The organism is Mycobacterium sp. 050128 (assembly GCF_036409155.1).
In the GTDB taxonomy this organism is placed as follows: domain Bacteria; phylum Actinomycetota; class Actinomycetes; order Mycobacteriales; family Mycobacteriaceae; genus Mycobacterium.
The window spans coordinates 172,379-187,252 of record NZ_JAZGLW010000003.1 but is presented as its reverse complement, the minus strand read 5'-3'; the positions used below and the strand labels follow the sequence as shown (position 1 = coordinate 187,252).

Genomic DNA, 14,874 nt, shown 5'->3' with positions numbered 1-14,874 from the left:
CACTAACGTCGCCGGTAGCGGCGGACGGGCACATGGCCCCGGATGAGGACACCGACTTCGACGCCCGCCGCCCCCACCGCCTTCACCGTGAATTTGTAAAGATCACCCAACGGGCTGGGAAACACCTCGCCCACCTGCTCCTCGATGTACCACAGCACGCCTGGCTCGTTAGAAGGCGGCTTGGTTGCCCTCTCCTCTTCGACGCGCCACTGCACGTCCGGGTGCTCGGCAGGGAACTCGATGTTGTCACCCGGTTGGATCTCCTCCGCGCGGATGGCGTCGTAGTCCTGGTGCATGGTCACCGCCAAGAGGTTAATGCCTATCAGCGACTAACGGTCACTTCGTGGCGATGTAGTAGTTGTTGATCGGGTCGGAGTCGATCTCGAGCACCCGGACGTCGTCGAACCCGGCGTCGACGAGCATCGAGGTGGCCAGCTGCGTGCCCCAGGCCGTACCGAGTCCGGCGCCGCCCAGCGCCAGCGACACCGTCATGCAGTGCATCAGCGAGACGGTATAGAGGTAGGTGCTCATCGGGAGGTCGACGTTCTCCTCGAGCCGGCTGGATGCCTTGATGTCGGCCATCAAGAACACACCGCCGGGTCGCAGCGCGCGTTGGATGTTCTCCAGCACCCGGGCCGGCTGCGCCTGGTCGTGGATCGCGTCGAAGACGGTGATGACGTCGTAGGCGTCCGTCTTGTCCAGATCGGTCAGGTTGTGGGCCTCGAAGCTCGCATTGGTCAGGCCGAGGCTGGCCGCCTCGGCGATACCCGTCGCGATGGCCTGCTCGGAGAAATCGATACCGGTGAACCGGCTCGCCGGAAAGGCCTTTGCCATCACGTTGATCGCGTGACCGCTGCCGCACCCGAAATCGGCGACGTCGGCGCCGGAGCGCAGCCGGTCCGGGAGGCCGTCGACCAACGGCAGCACGACATCGACCAGCGCGATGTCGAACACCGCGGCGCTCTGCTCGGCCATCAGCGCGTGGAAGCGGGGAAACTCGCTATAGGGCAGCCCGCCGCCCGCGCGGAAACAGCCGATGATTTTCTGCTCCACCTCGCCGAGCTGCGGCAGGAACATCGCCACCAAAGCCAGGTTGTCGGGCCCGGCGGCACGGGTCAGCACCGCCGCGCGATGGGCCGGCAGCGAGTAGGTTCCGGTGCCCGGGTCGTAGTCGACGACATGTCCGGTCGTCATGCCGCCCAACCACTCCCGGACGTAACGCTCGTTGAGGCCCGCGGCGTCGGCGATCTGCGCGCTGGTGGCCGAACCGAGTCCGGCCATCGTGTCCAGCAGACCGGTCTGGTGTCCGATACTCAGCAGGATTGCCAGGCTCGCGCTGTCGATTGTCGAGACCATTCGTCCCGCGAAATCTTCGACAGTCTCTTGACTTTGGCGCGGTGCGCCGTCCGAACTCTTGTCGAGTGTCGTCACGCTCTGCAGACGCTACACCCGGTTCACCGCCCCCGGAACGGCGCTTGCTGATGGGTGGACACCGAGCTGCCGAGTGTATGGCCCCCACAGTAGGTTGGAGCCCATGAGTCAGACAGTGCGCGGAGTGATTTCACGCAAGAAGGGCCAACCCGTCGAATTGGTGGACATCGTCGTCCCGGACCCCGGCCCCGGCGAGGCCCTGGTGGATGTGATCGCCTGCGGGGTCTGCCATACCGACCTGACTTACCGGGAGGGCGGCATCAACGACGAGTACCCGTTCCTGCTCGGCCACGAGGCCGCGGGCACGGTCGAAGCCGTCGGGCCGGACGTGACGTCGGTGGCGCCGGGCGACTTCGTGATCCTGAACTGGCGCGCGGTCTGCGGCCAGTGCCGCGCCTGCAAGCGGGGCAAGCCGCAGCTGTGCTTCGACACGTTCAACGCCACCCAGAAGATGACGCTGACCGACGGCACCGAGCTGACGCCCGCGCTGGGCATCGGGGCTTTCGCCGACAAGACACTGGTGGCCGCCGGCCAGTGCACCAAGGTCAATCCAGAGGCCGACCCCGCGGTAGCCGGGCTGCTGGGCTGCGGAGTGATGGCCGGGATCGGCGCGGCGATCAACACCGGCGCCGTCACTCGCGACGACACCGTGGCGGTGATCGGCTGCGGCGGTGTGGGTGACGCGGCGGTGGCCGGAGCCGCGCTGGTCGGTGCGAAGAAGATCATCGCGGTCGACACCGATAACACCAAGCTGGACTGGGCCCGCGAGTTCGGCGCCACCCACACCGTCAATGCCCGCGAGCTCAACCCCGGAAAGGACTTGGTCGAAACCATCCAGGACCTCACCGACGGCTTCGGCGTCGACGTCATCATCGACGCGGTCGGCCGGCCCGAGACCTGGAAGCAGGCCTTCTACGCCCGCGATCTCGCCGGAACGGTGGTGTTGGTGGGCGTGCCGACGCCGGACATGAAGCTGGAGATGCCGCTGGTCGACTTCTTCTCCCGCGGCGGATCGTTGAAGTCCTCGTGGTACGGCGACTGCCTGCCCGAACGCGACTTCCCCACCCTGATCGACCTCTATCTGCAGGGCCGGCTCCCGCTCGAGAAGTTTGTTTCCGAACGAATCGGGCTAGACGGCATCGAGGAGGCATTCGAGAAGATGCACGGCGGCAAGGTATTGCGTTCGGTGGTGATGCTCTGATGGTTCAAATCGACCGCGTGGTTACCCACGGCACCTTCGAACTCGACGGTGGCAGTTGGGAAGTCGATAACAACATCTGGGTCATCGGCGACAACTCCAATGTCGTGGTGTTCGATGCGGCCCACGACGCGGCACCCATCGTCGAAGCCGTCGGCGGGCGCCACGTGGTGGCGGTGGTGTGCACCCACGGCCACAACGACCACGTCACGGTGGCACCCGAACTCGGCAAGACACTGGACGCACCGGTGCTGCTGCACCCCGCCGATGAGGTTCTTTGGCGAATGACCCACCCGGACAGCGACTTTCGCGCCGTGTCCGATGGGGAAAAGCTGAAGATCGACGGCACCGAACTGACCGCGATACACACGCCCGGACACTCCCCCGGATCGGTGTGTTGGTACGTGCACGACCTCGGAGTGGTGTTCAGCGGCGACACCCTGTTCTCCGGCGGCCCCGGCGCGACGGGCCGTTCGTACTCCGACTTCCCGACCATTCTGAAGTCCATCTCCGAGCGCTTGGGCGCGTTGCCGGATGAGACCGTCGTGCACACCGGCCACGGCGACAGCACCATCATCGGCGACGAGATCGTGCACTACGAGGAGTGGGTCGCCCGCGGCCACTAATGCCGGTGGGGCCGCTCAGTGCCCGTCGAAGATCCGCCGCTTCTCGGCCTGGAACTCCTCCTCGGTCAACGCCCCGGAATCGCGAAGCGCCGCAAGCGTTTTCAGGCGCTCGAGCCGAGCGCCCTCGTCGCTGGGTTCCTGCGCCGTGGTGGGCGGCTGCTGGGGTGTCGCCACCGAAACGACCGGCCATGACCCCTGCACGACGGCCGTCGCCGCCTTGCGTCGGGTGCTGCGCAGCCAACGCCCCGCCAGAATCGAAGCGGCCAGCCCCACCACGAACATGCCGACGAACAGCCAGATCAGAAATCCGTAGGAGCTCGAGTGGCCGAAGGCGAGTCGCGGTGCGATGAATCCGTTGACCTGGCCGTCCGTCGTGATGTCGTAGGTGCCGTCGGCCGGAATCTGCGCCACCCACACCCGCACGTGCGCGTCGTTGTTGACTGAGGTTGTGCTGCCGATGTTTTCCGTCATCGTCGGCTGCGCGACGCCGTCGGGCGGCGAGATCGTGACGCCGAGCGGCGGCACCGGCAACCCGCCGTTGGGACTGCCGATCACGACGGTGTGCAGGCTGACGGTGACTTCACCCTCCGGCAGATGCAGCCTGCCCGACCCGGGGACCGGCACCTCGCCGTACGCGTTGTAATCGTCCAGGAAAAATACGTTGAGCACGATGGCGACGACGATGCCGGCCAGCGACATGATGGTGACGACGACGGCGGAGATAAATGAAATCTTGGCGGGCAATCTGCTCCACATCCCCGGAGTGTGTCACCGCTAGTGACCCGGGGCCAGCGAAAGAGCACACTGGGACCCATGTCGAACGATCTCGTCGCCACCGTGCCGGACCTCACCGGGAAGCTGGTCGTCATCACCGGAGCGAACAGCGGTCTGGGCTTCGGGTTGGCCAGACGGCTCAGCGCGGCCGGCGCCGATGTGGTCATGGCCATCCGCAATCGGGCCAAGGGTGAGGCGGCGATCGAAGAGATCCGCCACAGCGTGCCCGACGCGAAGCTGACCATCAAATCCCTCGATCTGTCGTCGCTGGCGTCGGTCGCCGCGCTGGGCGAGCAACTCAACGCCGAGGGCCGCCCGATCGACATTCTGATCAACAACGCCGGGGTGATGACGCCCCCGGAACGCGACACCACCGCCGACGGCTTCGAATTGCAGTTCGGCAGTAACCATCTCGGGCACTTCGCGCTGACCGGGCATGTGCTGCCACTGTTGCGCGCCGCGCAGCGTGCCCGCGTCGTCTCGCTGAGCAGCCTCGCGGCCAGCCAAAGCGGCAAGATCCACTTCGACGATTTGCAGTTCGAAAAGTCCTATGCGGCGATGTCGGCCTACGGCCAGTCGAAGATCGCGGTGCTGATGTTCGCCCGCGAGCTGGACAAGCGCAGCCGCGCCGGCGGCTGGGGCATCGTCTCCAACGCCGCACACCCCGGCCTGACCAAGACCAACCTGCAAATCAGCGGACCGTCGTACGGCCGCGAAAGGCCGGCGCTGATGGAGCGCTTGTACAAGGCGTCATGGCGTTTTACGCCGTTCCTGTGGCAGGAGATCGACGACGGGATCCTGCCCGCCCTGTACGCGGCGGCCACGCCGCAGGCCGAGGGCGGCGAGTTCTACGGACCCCGCGGCTTCATGGAGATGGCCGGCGGTGGCGTGAAAGTAGCCAAAACGCCCGCGCGTGCCCGCAACGACGACGATTGCCGGCGACTGTGGGAGATCTCCGAAGAACTCACCAAAGTCAGCTATCCGGCGACCAACTAGCAACTGCTGCATAGCTTTTCGCGGCGGGCACTGCGTACTTCCGTCAAATGCACCCCGGTGCATATGCGCTATCGCCATCCCCATGACCGCTGGTCAGGCAGAAATGATTGCGGCAACGAGAGTTTCGACACAGCGCGGCAACGGGTAACCGACAGCGAGTTGCGGTCGACACTGCGACTCAAAGGGGGAACACGGATGAGCGTGCAGGACGACAAAACAGCCGGTCAAGACAAAGCAGCCGGTCAAGACGAAGCAGCCGGTCAAGACAAAGCAGCCGGTCAAGACAAAGCAGCCGGTCAACACGACGAGCAGCAGGTATCCGAGGAGACCGGGCAGTTATCCGAGAAGCCCGAGCCTGACGACGACGCGAAGCAAAAAGCCGCGGAGATGATGGTGGCCTACGAGGACCGGCCTACGCTGGTGCTGCCGGGTTCCGGCGGAGCAATCTCGGGTACGGCGGTCAACGATTGGATCGACGAGGATGGCAGCCCGAAGTACAGCGGTGAATCGGGCGACGATCGTTCAGGCGACTCAGAGTGGCAGGAGCAAGTCGAGAAAGACAAGACCTTGAACGAAGAGCTCAGAAAACTCGCCGCCGAGGAAAACAAGGGCGAAAAGCGGCCTACGCCCGGTTCAAAGTAGTTACGGGCCACTAAGTCCGGGAATTGGCAAGCCCAGTCCGGGGATTCGCGGGATGGGCGGAATCGCGGGAATCGGCGGGACGCGAGGTGCGGGTGCCGGTATCGCGGGGACCGGCGGCGGTGCCGGCGCGTCAACGGGAGGTGGCGGTGGTGCCGCCGGGACCGGAGTATCGATCGCCGCGGGCGGGGGTGTGTCGACTGGAGCGGGAGCGTCCGCCGGAGCGGGAGCGTCGGCCGTGGGCGGCGGTGCGGCCGGTTGGGGCGCGGCCTGACCCGTCATCGGCGCCTGGCTCGGCGGCGCGGGTTGCGGAGCAGCTCCCTTGGCAGACGGCGCGGTAGCCGGAGTCGTCTTGACACCCGGGTTGGGCGTCGTGGCCGGTTTGTCGTCGGACAGGCCGATCGCCAACGCGATGCCGACCAGCAGTACCGCCACAGCCGTACCGATGACGACCATGCCCGGCAACCGCGACCAGGGAACGACCGGGGACTTCTTCTCCCGGCGTGGCTGCCCGGGTTGCTCGAAGTTCAACGCCGGACGCGCCGACGTATACCCGGACCCGCCAACATGATTCGGGATCTGCCCGGACGCAGCGGGCATCATTTGCGACTCGTCGCCGGCCTCCGACCACGCCAGCGCCGGCATCAGACTCGATACCGGTTCCGAGGTGTGAGTGAGCACGGACTGCCGCTCCTCGACCGCCACCGGTGCTGCTGGTGCCGCCGCCACGGCGGCCGCGGTCGCGCGGGATACCGACGGGGTCAGTAACGTCGCGCTGGTCTCCGTCGGCCCACGCGTCGCACGCAACGCCCCACCGATGGCCGGAGCCAGGTGCGGCCGCGGCGTCGTCACGACCGGAACCCTCAAGTGGCCGGAGAGCATCGTGGTGACCGCCGGGATGTTGGCGCCGCCGCCGACCGACACCACCGCGACCAGATCACGAATCCCGTTGCGCGCCAGCGTTTCATCCAACACCGCAACGAAATTGGTCAGGGAGGTACGGATCGCGTCGTCGAGTTCGTTGCGGGTGAGCCGGATTTCGCCGGGAATCCCCGGCAGCCCCTCGGCCAGCGTCGCGACCGTGCTCGACGACAGCTGCTCCTTGGCGGTGCGGCATCCGGTGCGCAGCCGACTCAGCGGACCGATCGCCGAGGTGCCGGATGGATCGAAGGAATCGGCGCTGGGCAGGTTGGCCAACACGGTCGTCAACAGCGCCTGATCGATCAGGTCACCGGAGAAGTCGAGGTGCCGCACGGTCGGCGCGAGCGGCTGATAGTCGCCCGCGGCGTCCATCAGCGTGATGCTGCTGCCGCTGCCGCCGAAGTCGCACACCGCCACGGTGCCGCGTGCCGGGATGCCGGGGTTGGCCCGCGCGGCGAACAGCGTCGCGGCGGCATCCGGGATCAACGTCAGCGGCCGGTCGCGGTTCGCCCATTCGGGCACCCGGCTCAGCGCGGAACCCAGCGCGTCGACGGCGTTCGATCCCCAGTGCGCGGGGTGCGTCACCGCGACGTTTTCCGGCAGGTCGGCGCCGTTGGTGGCGGCGTAGGCCAGGGCACGCAGCCCGTCGGCGGCCAACACCTCGCTGCGGTGCACGGAGCCGTCGGCCGCCACGATGCCGATCGGGTCGCCGACGCGATCAACGAAGTCGGTGATCACCAGGCCCGGCTGGTCCAGCCGGGGGTTCTCACCCGGCACCCCGATCTCGGGCACGCGCTCGCGAAACAGCGTCATGACGGGCTTGCGCGTGATGGCCTGGTCGGCGGTGACCGCGGCGAAGTTGGTGGCGCCGATCGAGAGCCCCAGCGCGGGCGTAGCTCCGTCTGACATGGCCCCAATCCCCGTTATCCAGCGGTATGCCCCCGCATCCGCCTATCCCCGATTTTGTCGGTTATACATATAGCCAATCTCTGCGCCGGCTATGCGTGAGCTGTATAACGACTCGGCCTCAGTATAAGCCCTGGTCACCGTATATTGCCGGCTCCGGCAATCAGCGGAAGATCCAGCGGGGTGACCCAGCCGGGCCGCAAGTCATTGACCGCCGGCACCGCATTCAGTGCCCGCAGCCCGGTCGCCAGGCACCCGGCCGCGGCGGCGTCCCGCCCGGAGCCGTCGGTGAATCGGAACGCGGTCTCCTGGAAGATGCTCGGGGTTCCTTCGATGTCCACCCGGTAGACGTCGTTGTCATGACCGGTCGGCCAGTCGGGGGCGGCGTCGAGCCCGATGCGGTTGACGTGCTCGAGCTGGATGCGGGTCTCGCCCTGATAGACGCCGTTGATGGTGAACCGCACCGCGGCGACGTGCCCGGGCTTGATGACGCCGCGCGCGGAGTTACGTTCGGTCGGTGTCACCCACTTGTCCCAGGTGGTGGTGATCTCGTCGAGCATGATCCCGGCGGCGTGCGCGATCATCGGGACGGTCGCACCCCAGGCGAAGATCAGCATGTCGCGGTCTTCGAGCATCGGCTTGAATTCGGGCTCGCGGCCGATGCCCATCTCGAACTCGTAGTCGCCCTCGTAGTTCGTGTAGTCGAGCAGCTCGGACGCCCGCACCTTGCGGATCTCGGAGCACAGGCCCATCAGCGTCATCGGGAACATGTCGTTGGCGAATCCCGGATCGATGCCGGTGGTGAAGCAGGACGACTCACCGAGCTCGCACGCTTCGGTGATCGGCTCGATCCAGTTCGGCGGGTTCAGGTGCATCGTCGGCCACACCCACGGCGTCATGGCCGTCGAGCACACGTCGATGCCGGCGCGCAGGAAGCTGGTGATCAGCTTGATGTTCTCTTTGGCGTGCATCGCCGTCGGGCCGTAGTGCACCAGCGCGTCGGGCTTCTGCGCGATCAGCGCGTCCATGTCGTCGGTGGCGGTAATGCCGACCTTCTCGGACATGCCGCAGATGTCGCCGACGTCGCGACCGACCTTGTCCGGATTGCTGACGCCGACGCCCACCAACTCAAACAGCGGGTGCTTCACGATCTCGGGGATCACCATCCTGCCCACGAAGCCGGTACCGAACACCACCACGCGCTTTGAGCCGCTAATCGACATACCCAACCTTCCGGTCACCAGCCCCCCGCTTCACATTAAGTGGGCGACCGGGATGGCACCTAACATCTGACTGTGCGAACAGTGATGCCGCGATGAGTCGCACCGACGCGGTTATTCGTAAGGGCCCGACCTGGCTCACCCGGAATGTGTGGGTGCTGTCGCTGGTGTCACTGCTGCAAGATGCCGCGAGCGAGCTGCTTTACCCGCTGCTGCCGATTTACTTGACGAGCGTTCTGGGTGCGCCGCCGTCGGTCGTCGGGGCGGTGGAAGGCGCCGCGGAGGGCGCCGCGTCCATCACCAAGCTGGTGTCGGGTCCGTTGGGCGACCGGTTTTCCCGCCGACCGCTGATCGCGACCGGATACGGGATGGCAGCACTTGGCAAGGTCTTCGTTGCCGTCGCCAGCGCGTGGCCCGGAGTGTTGCTCGGGCGGGTTGTCGACCGACTGGGCAAGGGACTGCGCGGTGCGCCGCGCGATGCCCTGCTGATCGACGGAATCGATTCGGCCGAGCGTGGCCGGGTGTTCGGGTTCCACCGCGCGTGGGACACGCTCGGTGCGGTCATCGGGCCGCTGCTCGGGCTGGCCGGATACGAGCTGTTCAACCACCAGATCGGTCCGGTCCTCTATCTGGCGGTGATCCCCGCTGTGCTCAGCGTGCTGGTGATCGCCTGGGTCCGGGAACGACCGCGAGACGTGCCGCGAGCAACCCGGGTGCGGGTGTTCTCCCAGGCCCGCCTGCTGCCCGGCCGGTACTGGGCGGTGGTTTCCTTTCTGGTGGTGTTCAGCCTCGTGAACTTCCCTGACGCGCTACTTCTGTTGCGGCTCAAGGAGATCGGCTTCTCGGTGGCCGGCGTCATCTTGGCCTACGTCGGCTACAACCTGGTCTACGCGGTGGCGAGCTTCCCGGCCGGGTGGCTGGCGGACCGTTTCGGTCGTCCAGTCACCTATGGTGCCGGTCTGGTGTTCTTCGCGATCGGGTATGTCGGCCTGGGCGTCACCACAGACGCGGCGATCGCCTCGGCCCTGATCGTCGCGTACGGGCTGTTCACCGCCTGTTATGACGGTGTCGCGAAGGCCTGGATATCGACGCTCGTCGGGGAAGCGCTGCAATCGAGCGCCCAGGGCGTCTTTCAGGGGCTCAGCGGGTGCGCGGTGCTCGCTGCGGGGCTGTGGGCGGGCTTCTTGTGGGGCGCCGACGGTCGGCTGCCGTTGCTGATCTCGGGTGTGGCCGGAGCGGCATGCGCTGTTGTTCTGCTGGGCGCCCTGGCCGTTCGCCGGCGCCGCACCGGGCCGGTGTCCTGAAGGCGTGCGACGCCAACCGCTTCCCTACCGCCGCCGGTGGTGACACGATGCAATTCATGAGAACGCACCTCGCCGCACCGTCGATGCTGCTGGCTATCGGTTTCGGGTTCGCAAACGCCTGCGGCGTCGCGCACGCCATTCCTCAGATGCCTCAGGTCCGTTACGAAGTCAATGGCCCGGCGGTCGCCCAATTCATCTACTACCAAACCGACACCGGTCAGCTGCACCAAGTCAACGCACCGCTGCCCTGGTCGACGGAGTTCACCGCGTTCGGTGGGCAGGTGTTCGCGATCAGCGCGCAGGGGCCGGGTCCCATCTCCTGCAAGATTTTGATGGACGGCAATCTGGTCAGCGCCGCGACGGCGACGACGGGCGTTCCCGCGAGAACCGTCTGCACGCACTGATCCGGGTCTAGGCTCCCCAGTGTCACCTCTTCATATCCCTTTCAAATCCCTTTCAACGTCCTTTTCAACGTCCCTTTCAAAGTCGAAGGGAAGGCCACGTGAGCATTGAGACCGGAATTGCGTCGCGACCGAATGGGACACCCCCGCCCGAAGTCCCGCTTGCCGAAGTCCAGCTCGAGTCGCTCGATTTCTGGGTGCGCAACGACGACCTGCGCGACGCGGCTTTCGCCACCTTGCGCCGGGAGGCCCCGATCTCGTTTTGGTCGCCGATTCAGTACGAGGGCTTTGAGACCGGCAATGGGTATTGGGCGCTGACCAAGCTCGACGATGTCCACTTCGCCAGCCGTCATCCCGATATCTTCAGCTCCGCCAGCGGCATCACGGTCAACGACCAGACACCGGAATTGGCCGAGTATTTCGGCTCGATGATCGTGATGGACGACCCGCGACACCAGCGGCTGCGCTCGATCGTCAGCCGGGCGTTCACCCCGAAAGTCGTTGCCCGCATTGAGGCTTCGGTCCAGGAGCGGGCCCACCGTTTGGTCACCTCGCTGACCGCCAACCATCCCGACGGCCAGGCCGACCTCGTCACCGAGCTGGCGGGGCCGCTGCCGCTGCAGGTCATCTGCGACATGATGGGCATCCCCGAAGAGGACCATCAGCGAATCTTTCACTGGACCAACGTGATTCTCGGGTTCGGCGACCCCGATCTGACCTTGGATTTCGAAGAGTTCATGCAGGTGTCGATGGACATCGGCGCCTATGCGACCGCGCTGGCCGACGACCGCCGGTCCAACCACCACGACGATCTGACCACGGCTCTGGTGGAAGCCGAGGTCGACGGCGATCGGCTTAGTTCCCAGGAGATCGCGTCGTTCTTCATCCTCTTGGTGGTGGCCGGCAACGAAACCACGCGCAACGCGATCAGCCATGGCGTGCTGGCCTTGTCCCGCTTCCCCGAGCAACGGGACAGGTGGTGGTCCGACTTCGAGGCCCTGACGCCCACCGCGGTCGAGGAGATCGTGCGGTGGGCCTCCCCGGTGGTCTATATGCGCCGCACCCTGACGCGGGATTTCGAGTTGAGCGGTGTCAAGATGGCCGAAGGCGACAAGGTTGCGCTGTACTACAACTCGGCCAACCGCGACGAGTCACGGTTCGACAATCCGTGGGCTTTCGATGTCGCGCGCAACCCGAATCCGCATCTGGGTTTCGGTGGCGGCGGCGCGCATTTCTGCTTGGGCGCCAACCTGGCTCGTCGCGAGATCCGGGTCGTCTTCGACGAACTGCGCCGCGAGATCCCCGACATCACCGTGACCGGCAAGCCGGCGCGGTTGCTGTCCCAATTCATCCACGGCATCAAGACCCTGCCGGTGTCCTGGACTACCCCGAGTTAAGCCCGTTTCCTGCGCGGCCCGGGATTACGCTGGCCCGATGACCGCCCCCGCGTTTCCCGCCCCCGACGTGCTGGCCGCGCGCCAGAAACTCGTGCTCGACCACTTTCACGACGAGGTTCGCCAGGACTGGGACGACGTGCTGGCGACCTTCCCGCACCCCCACTACGAGCTGATCCCGCAAATGGTCATCCACGACGGAAACGATGCGGTGCGCGGCTACTACCACTACACGCGCACCGCGTTTCCCGATCAGGACCACGAGATCATCGCGCTGCGGCACAGTGCCGACGCGGTGATCGTCGAGTTCTGGTTGATGGGCACGCATCGGGGTTTCCTCGGCAAGGTTCCGCCCACCGGCAGTCGCTTCCGGGTGCGCATGAACGCGTACTTCGTGTTCGACGACACCGAAACGCTTGTCTGCGAACGCATTTACTTCGACACGCTGACGATGGTCAAACAGCTCCTCGGCGGGCTGGACATGAAGAAGCCGTCGAACTGGCTGCTGGCCGCCCGCGCGGTGCGCGGCCTGTTGTCGATGTCCTCGGAGAAGCCGGACCCGGCGCTGACCAATACCGCGCCGCCGGCTTTCACCCAAGCCAGCTAGAGGTCGCCGTGCGGATGCGTTAAGACGGCCACCAGACGCCCAGCTGATCGGCGAGGTCGAGGAAGTCCGAGGCGTTGATGTCGAACTCGTCCGAATACTCCACATCAGGATCGCCGTCGGCGCCGAATTCCAGCGGCCGCGCGATGAACGCCGTGCGAAAGCCGAGTTCGGCCGCCGCGCGGAGGTCGTATTTGTGGCTGGCCACCATCATGATCTCGGCGGGTTCCAGGCCCAGGTAGGTCGCGCCCATCCGATAGATCGCCGGGTCCGGCTTGAAAACCCCGGCCATCTCGGCGGCGAAGATCGCATCCCAGGGCAATCGCGCGCGCTTGGAGATATTGATGACCGCGGACACGTCGGCATTCGACAGCGTCGCCAACGTGAAGTCGCTCTTCAGCCAGGAGAGCCCGGGGGCGACATCCGGCCAGGGCTCGAGTCGTTGCCAGGCCAGCGTGAGATCCTCGCGCTCGGCATCGGTGAAGCCGATGCGGCACTCGTCCAGCAGGGTATCCAGCGCGGCGCGGTATACCGAGTGCACCGAAACCCATCCACTCTGGCGGCTGCGCGCGTCCTCGAGCACTGCGAAGTAGCCTGCCCGCCAACGGCGGACCAGGTCGGGCCAATCGATATCCGGGTGACGTCCCGCGCTGATCAGTTGCGCTTCGCCGCAGACGGTCGAATGGAAATCCGTCGCGGTGCCCTGCACGTCGAACAACAACGCCTTAACCACAACCTTCATCATGCAACGGCGCGGCAGAAGGCGGCGTGGTCAACCCCGCGGTTAGTTAAAATCATCGGTAAAGCAATGCTTGTTCCCGTCAGCCCTGCGAGGTAGCCGTGTCCGACAAGGCCGTCACCGAGGGCCACCCAGACCGCGCGGAAGAGATCGAGCCCGACTACCGGTTCACCATGGCCAACGAACGCACCTTCCTGGCCTGGCAGCGCACCGCGCTGGGTCTGCTCGCCGCCGCGGTCGCCCTGGTGCAGCTCGTTCCGGAGATGACGGTGCCCGGTGCCCGCCGGCTACTCGGCCTCGGCCTCGTGGTGCTGGCGATCCTCACCAGCGGGATGGGGCTGCTGCGCTGGCAGCAGGCGGATCACGCGATGCGCCGCGGCGACCCGCTGCCCCGGCATCCCTCGCCGGCCTACCTCGCGGTGGGTCTCAGCCTGGTCGGGCTCGTCGCACTCGGGTTGGTCGTTCTGAAGGTCGTCTGGGGTTGACGGCGGCGCACGGCAATCCGGTTCGCGGGCTACAGGCCGAACGCACGACGCTCGCCTGGTCCCGGACATCGTTCGCGTTCCTGGCCAACGGCGTGCTGCTGGCCATCAAGGAAATCCACGGCGCACGGGACTGGCTGCCGTTGATCCCGGCGGGCGTGGCTCTGCTTGCGGCGATGTGTACCTACCTGATCGCGTTCCGGCGCCAGGCGATACTGCAGCGCCGACCACTCCCGGCTCACATCAGCCCACGTCGCCCCGTCTACATCATCGGGATAGCCACAATGCTGCTCATCGTCATGGCCACGGCCGCACAGCTGGTGTAGCGACGTTTCACCCACCCTTTGCGTTCATCATGGCCAAACCTGCTGTTTACCATAACTTTTCGCTGCCACGGTGCGGATGCGGCTCGCTGAATAGCTCCTTACAATCGGCCTGCCGCGTGGATGCAGCGCGACATCCTGGGAGGCTTGAAATGACGACGACAGGTTTGCCGGAAACGTCGCGCGGCGTCCGCCTTCGCAGGCAGGGAAATCTGGTGGCCGGCTTCGGCCTGGCGTTGCCGGTCGGCGCGGGCGCGCTGGGCGTTGGCCTGCTGACCCGCAGCCGTCGGCGCGGGCTGAACTTCTTCCGGTCCACCTGGCCCCGGTTATTGCTCGCCACCAACGGCATTCGCTACCGCGTGATCGGCACCGAGAATTTGACGGCGCAGCGCCCGGCCGTATTCCTCTACAACCACCGCAACGGAGTCGACCCCTTCATCGCCGCCGCATTACTGCGCGACGACTGGATCAAAATCGCGAAGAAGGAACTGGCGAGCGACCCGATCATCGGCACGCTGCTCAAGTTCAACGAGGGCGTCTTCCTCGACCGAGACGACCCGGCCGCCGCGGTGCAAACCCTGCGCGAAGTCGAGGAACGCGCGAAGGACGGCCTGTCCATCCTGATCGCCCCGGAAGGCACCTCGCGCGACGCCATGACCGGGGTGGGGCCGTTCAAGAAGGGGGCGTTCCGGATCGCGATGGCCGCGGGCATTCCGATCGTGCCGATCGTGATCCGCAACGCCGAGATCATCGCCGCGAAGAACTCGCTCAAGATCACCCCGGGCACAGTCGACGTCGCCGTGCTGCCGCCGATCGCGGTCGACGGGTGGACGCTGGAGACGTTGCCGGATCGCATTGCCGAGGTGCGTCAGCTCTATCTGGACACGCTCGCCGATTGGCCCACGGATGTCCCCAA

16 protein-coding genes and 1 pseudogene are annotated in these 14,874 nt (G+C 66.1%); 11 read left to right on the top strand and 6 right to left on the bottom strand.

What is annotated here, in order from left to right:
- Positions 1-2 precede the first annotated feature (2 nt).
- Both SKC41_RS21610 and SKC41_RS21605 read right to left on the bottom strand, forming a co-directional pair.
- The gene (locus SKC41_RS21610; RefSeq protein ID WP_330979735.1) at positions 3-302 is read right to left on the bottom strand and encodes a hypothetical protein; all 300 of its coding nucleotides are present in this window, start codon (positions 300-302) and stop codon (positions 3-5) included.
- 34 nt (positions 303-336) lie between these two features.
- Entirely contained in the window at positions 337-1,356 is a 1,020-nt protein-coding gene (locus tag SKC41_RS21605) for a class I SAM-dependent methyltransferase (protein ID WP_330980074.1), read from the bottom strand.
- A gap of 178 nt (positions 1,357-1,534) precedes the next feature.
- Here SKC41_RS21605 and SKC41_RS21600 point away from each other — a divergent pair, with 178 nt between their 5' ends.
- Positions 1,535-2,632 (top strand): S-(hydroxymethyl)mycothiol dehydrogenase, encoded by a 1,098-nt coding sequence (locus SKC41_RS21600; protein WP_330979734.1) that lies wholly within the window; start codon positions 1,535-1,537, stop codon positions 2,630-2,632.
- Positions 2,632-3,255: an MBL fold metallo-hydrolase gene (locus tag SKC41_RS21595; RefSeq protein ID WP_330979733.1), complete on the top strand. Its 624-nt coding sequence runs from the start codon at positions 2,632-2,634 to the stop codon at positions 3,253-3,255. Before SKC41_RS21600 ends, SKC41_RS21595 begins: the two co-directional genes overlap by 1 nt.
- A gap of 15 nt (positions 3,256-3,270) precedes the next feature.
- On the opposite strand, the gene SKC41_RS21590 is transcribed toward SKC41_RS21595, so the two are convergent.
- Complete coding sequence (locus SKC41_RS21590) at positions 3,271-4,011, bottom strand: SHOCT domain-containing protein (protein WP_330979732.1); 741 nt, start codon at positions 4,009-4,011, stop codon at positions 3,271-3,273.
- A 57-nt stretch (positions 4,012-4,068) separates the two neighbouring features.
- Between SKC41_RS21590 and SKC41_RS21585 the strand changes: the two genes are divergently transcribed.
- The gene (locus tag SKC41_RS21585) at positions 4,069-5,025 is read left to right on the top strand and encodes an SDR family oxidoreductase (RefSeq protein ID WP_330979731.1); all 957 of its coding nucleotides are present in this window, start codon (positions 4,069-4,071) and stop codon (positions 5,023-5,025) included.
- A gap of 195 nt (positions 5,026-5,220) precedes the next feature.
- A complete protein-coding gene (locus SKC41_RS31880) occupies positions 5,221-5,667 on the top strand; it encodes a hypothetical protein (protein ID WP_442931747.1) in 447 nt (148 codons plus the stop codon).
- Here SKC41_RS31880 and SKC41_RS21575 read toward each other — a convergent pair whose 3' ends face one another.
- Entirely contained in the window at positions 5,668-7,494 is a 1,827-nt protein-coding gene (locus SKC41_RS21575) for an Hsp70 family protein (protein ID WP_330979730.1), read from the bottom strand.
- A gap of 134 nt (positions 7,495-7,628) precedes the next feature.
- Positions 7,629-8,714: an NAD(P)H-dependent amine dehydrogenase family protein gene (locus SKC41_RS21570; RefSeq protein WP_330979729.1), complete on the bottom strand. Its 1,086-nt coding sequence runs from the start codon at positions 8,712-8,714 to the stop codon at positions 7,629-7,631.
- Between the two features lie 92 nt (positions 8,715-8,806).
- Here SKC41_RS21570 and SKC41_RS21565 point away from each other — a divergent pair, with 92 nt between their 5' ends.
- From SKC41_RS21565 to SKC41_RS21550, 4 genes are all read left to right on the top strand, one after another.
- Positions 8,807-10,015 carry an MFS transporter gene (locus SKC41_RS21565; RefSeq protein WP_330979728.1) on the top strand — a complete coding sequence of 403 codons (1,209 nt, stop codon included), beginning with the start codon at positions 8,807-8,809 and terminating at the stop codon, positions 10,013-10,015.
- Positions 10,016-10,071: 56 nt separating this feature from the next.
- Entirely contained in the window at positions 10,072-10,419 is a 348-nt protein-coding gene (locus tag SKC41_RS21560; protein WP_330979727.1) for an MmpS family transport accessory protein, read from the top strand.
- 98 nt (positions 10,420-10,517) lie between these two features.
- Complete coding sequence (locus SKC41_RS21555; protein WP_330979726.1) at positions 10,518-11,813, top strand: cytochrome P450; 1,296 nt, start codon at positions 10,518-10,520, stop codon at positions 11,811-11,813.
- A gap of 37 nt (positions 11,814-11,850) precedes the next feature.
- A complete protein-coding gene (locus SKC41_RS21550; RefSeq protein WP_330979725.1) occupies positions 11,851-12,417 on the top strand; it encodes an ester cyclase in 567 nt (188 codons plus the stop codon).
- 19 nt (positions 12,418-12,436) lie between these two features.
- Here the strand turns inward: SKC41_RS21550 and SKC41_RS21545 are convergent, their stop codons facing one another.
- Positions 12,437-13,159 carry a haloacid dehalogenase type II gene (locus SKC41_RS21545; protein WP_330979724.1) on the bottom strand — a complete coding sequence of 241 codons (723 nt, stop codon included), beginning with the start codon at positions 13,157-13,159 and terminating at the stop codon, positions 12,437-12,439.
- 167 nt (positions 13,160-13,326) lie between these two features.
- Here SKC41_RS21545 and SKC41_RS21540 point away from each other — a divergent pair, with 167 nt between their 5' ends.
- The 3 genes and pseudogenes from SKC41_RS21540 to SKC41_RS21530 all read left to right on the top strand — a co-directional run.
- Positions 13,327-13,638 carry a YidH family protein gene (locus SKC41_RS21540; RefSeq protein ID WP_330980072.1) on the top strand — a complete coding sequence of 104 codons (312 nt, stop codon included), beginning with the start codon at positions 13,327-13,329 and terminating at the stop codon, positions 13,636-13,638.
- Positions 13,635-13,961 (top strand): DUF202 domain-containing protein, encoded by a 327-nt coding sequence (locus tag SKC41_RS21535; RefSeq protein ID WP_330979723.1) that lies wholly within the window; start codon positions 13,635-13,637, stop codon positions 13,959-13,961. Before SKC41_RS21540 ends, SKC41_RS21535 begins: the two co-directional genes overlap by 4 nt.
- Before the next feature lie 182 nt (positions 13,962-14,143).
- A pseudogene (locus SKC41_RS21530) lies at positions 14,144-14,866 on the top strand (lysophospholipid acyltransferase family protein); the annotation flags it as partial.
- Between the last annotated feature and the right edge of the window lie 8 nt (positions 14,867-14,874).

Coding starts and splice junctions, on each gene's coding strand:
- SKC41_RS21550 (WP_330979725.1), top strand. CDS start 11,851: ATGACCGCCCCCGCGTTTCCCGCCCCCGACGTGCTGGCCGCGCGCCAG.
- SKC41_RS21605 (WP_330980074.1), bottom strand. CDS start 1,356: ATGGTCTCGACAATCGACAGCGCGAGCCTGGCAATCCTGCTGAGTATC.
- SKC41_RS21585 (WP_330979731.1), top strand. CDS start 4,069: ATGTCGAACGATCTCGTCGCCACCGTGCCGGACCTCACCGGGAAGCTG.
- SKC41_RS31880 (WP_442931747.1), top strand. CDS start 5,221: ATGAGCGTGCAGGACGACAAAACAGCCGGTCAAGACAAAGCAGCCGGT.
- SKC41_RS21590 (WP_330979732.1), bottom strand. CDS start 4,011: ATGTGGAGCAGATTGCCCGCCAAGATTTCATTTATCTCCGCCGTCGTC.
- SKC41_RS21545 (WP_330979724.1), bottom strand. CDS start 13,159: ATGATGAAGGTTGTGGTTAAGGCGTTGTTGTTCGACGTGCAGGGCACC.
- SKC41_RS21570 (WP_330979729.1), bottom strand. CDS start 8,714: ATGTCGATTAGCGGCTCAAAGCGCGTGGTGGTGTTCGGTACCGGCTTC.
- SKC41_RS21565 (WP_330979728.1), top strand. CDS start 8,807: ATGAGTCGCACCGACGCGGTTATTCGTAAGGGCCCGACCTGGCTCACC.
- SKC41_RS21575 (WP_330979730.1), bottom strand. CDS start 7,494: ATGTCAGACGGAGCTACGCCCGCGCTGGGGCTCTCGATCGGCGCCACC.
- SKC41_RS21595 (WP_330979733.1), top strand. CDS start 2,632: ATGGTTCAAATCGACCGCGTGGTTACCCACGGCACCTTCGAACTCGAC.
- SKC41_RS21560 (WP_330979727.1), top strand. CDS start 10,072: ATGAGAACGCACCTCGCCGCACCGTCGATGCTGCTGGCTATCGGTTTC.
- SKC41_RS21540 (WP_330980072.1), top strand. CDS start 13,327: ATGGCCAACGAACGCACCTTCCTGGCCTGGCAGCGCACCGCGCTGGGT.
- SKC41_RS21600 (WP_330979734.1), top strand. CDS start 1,535: ATGAGTCAGACAGTGCGCGGAGTGATTTCACGCAAGAAGGGCCAACCC.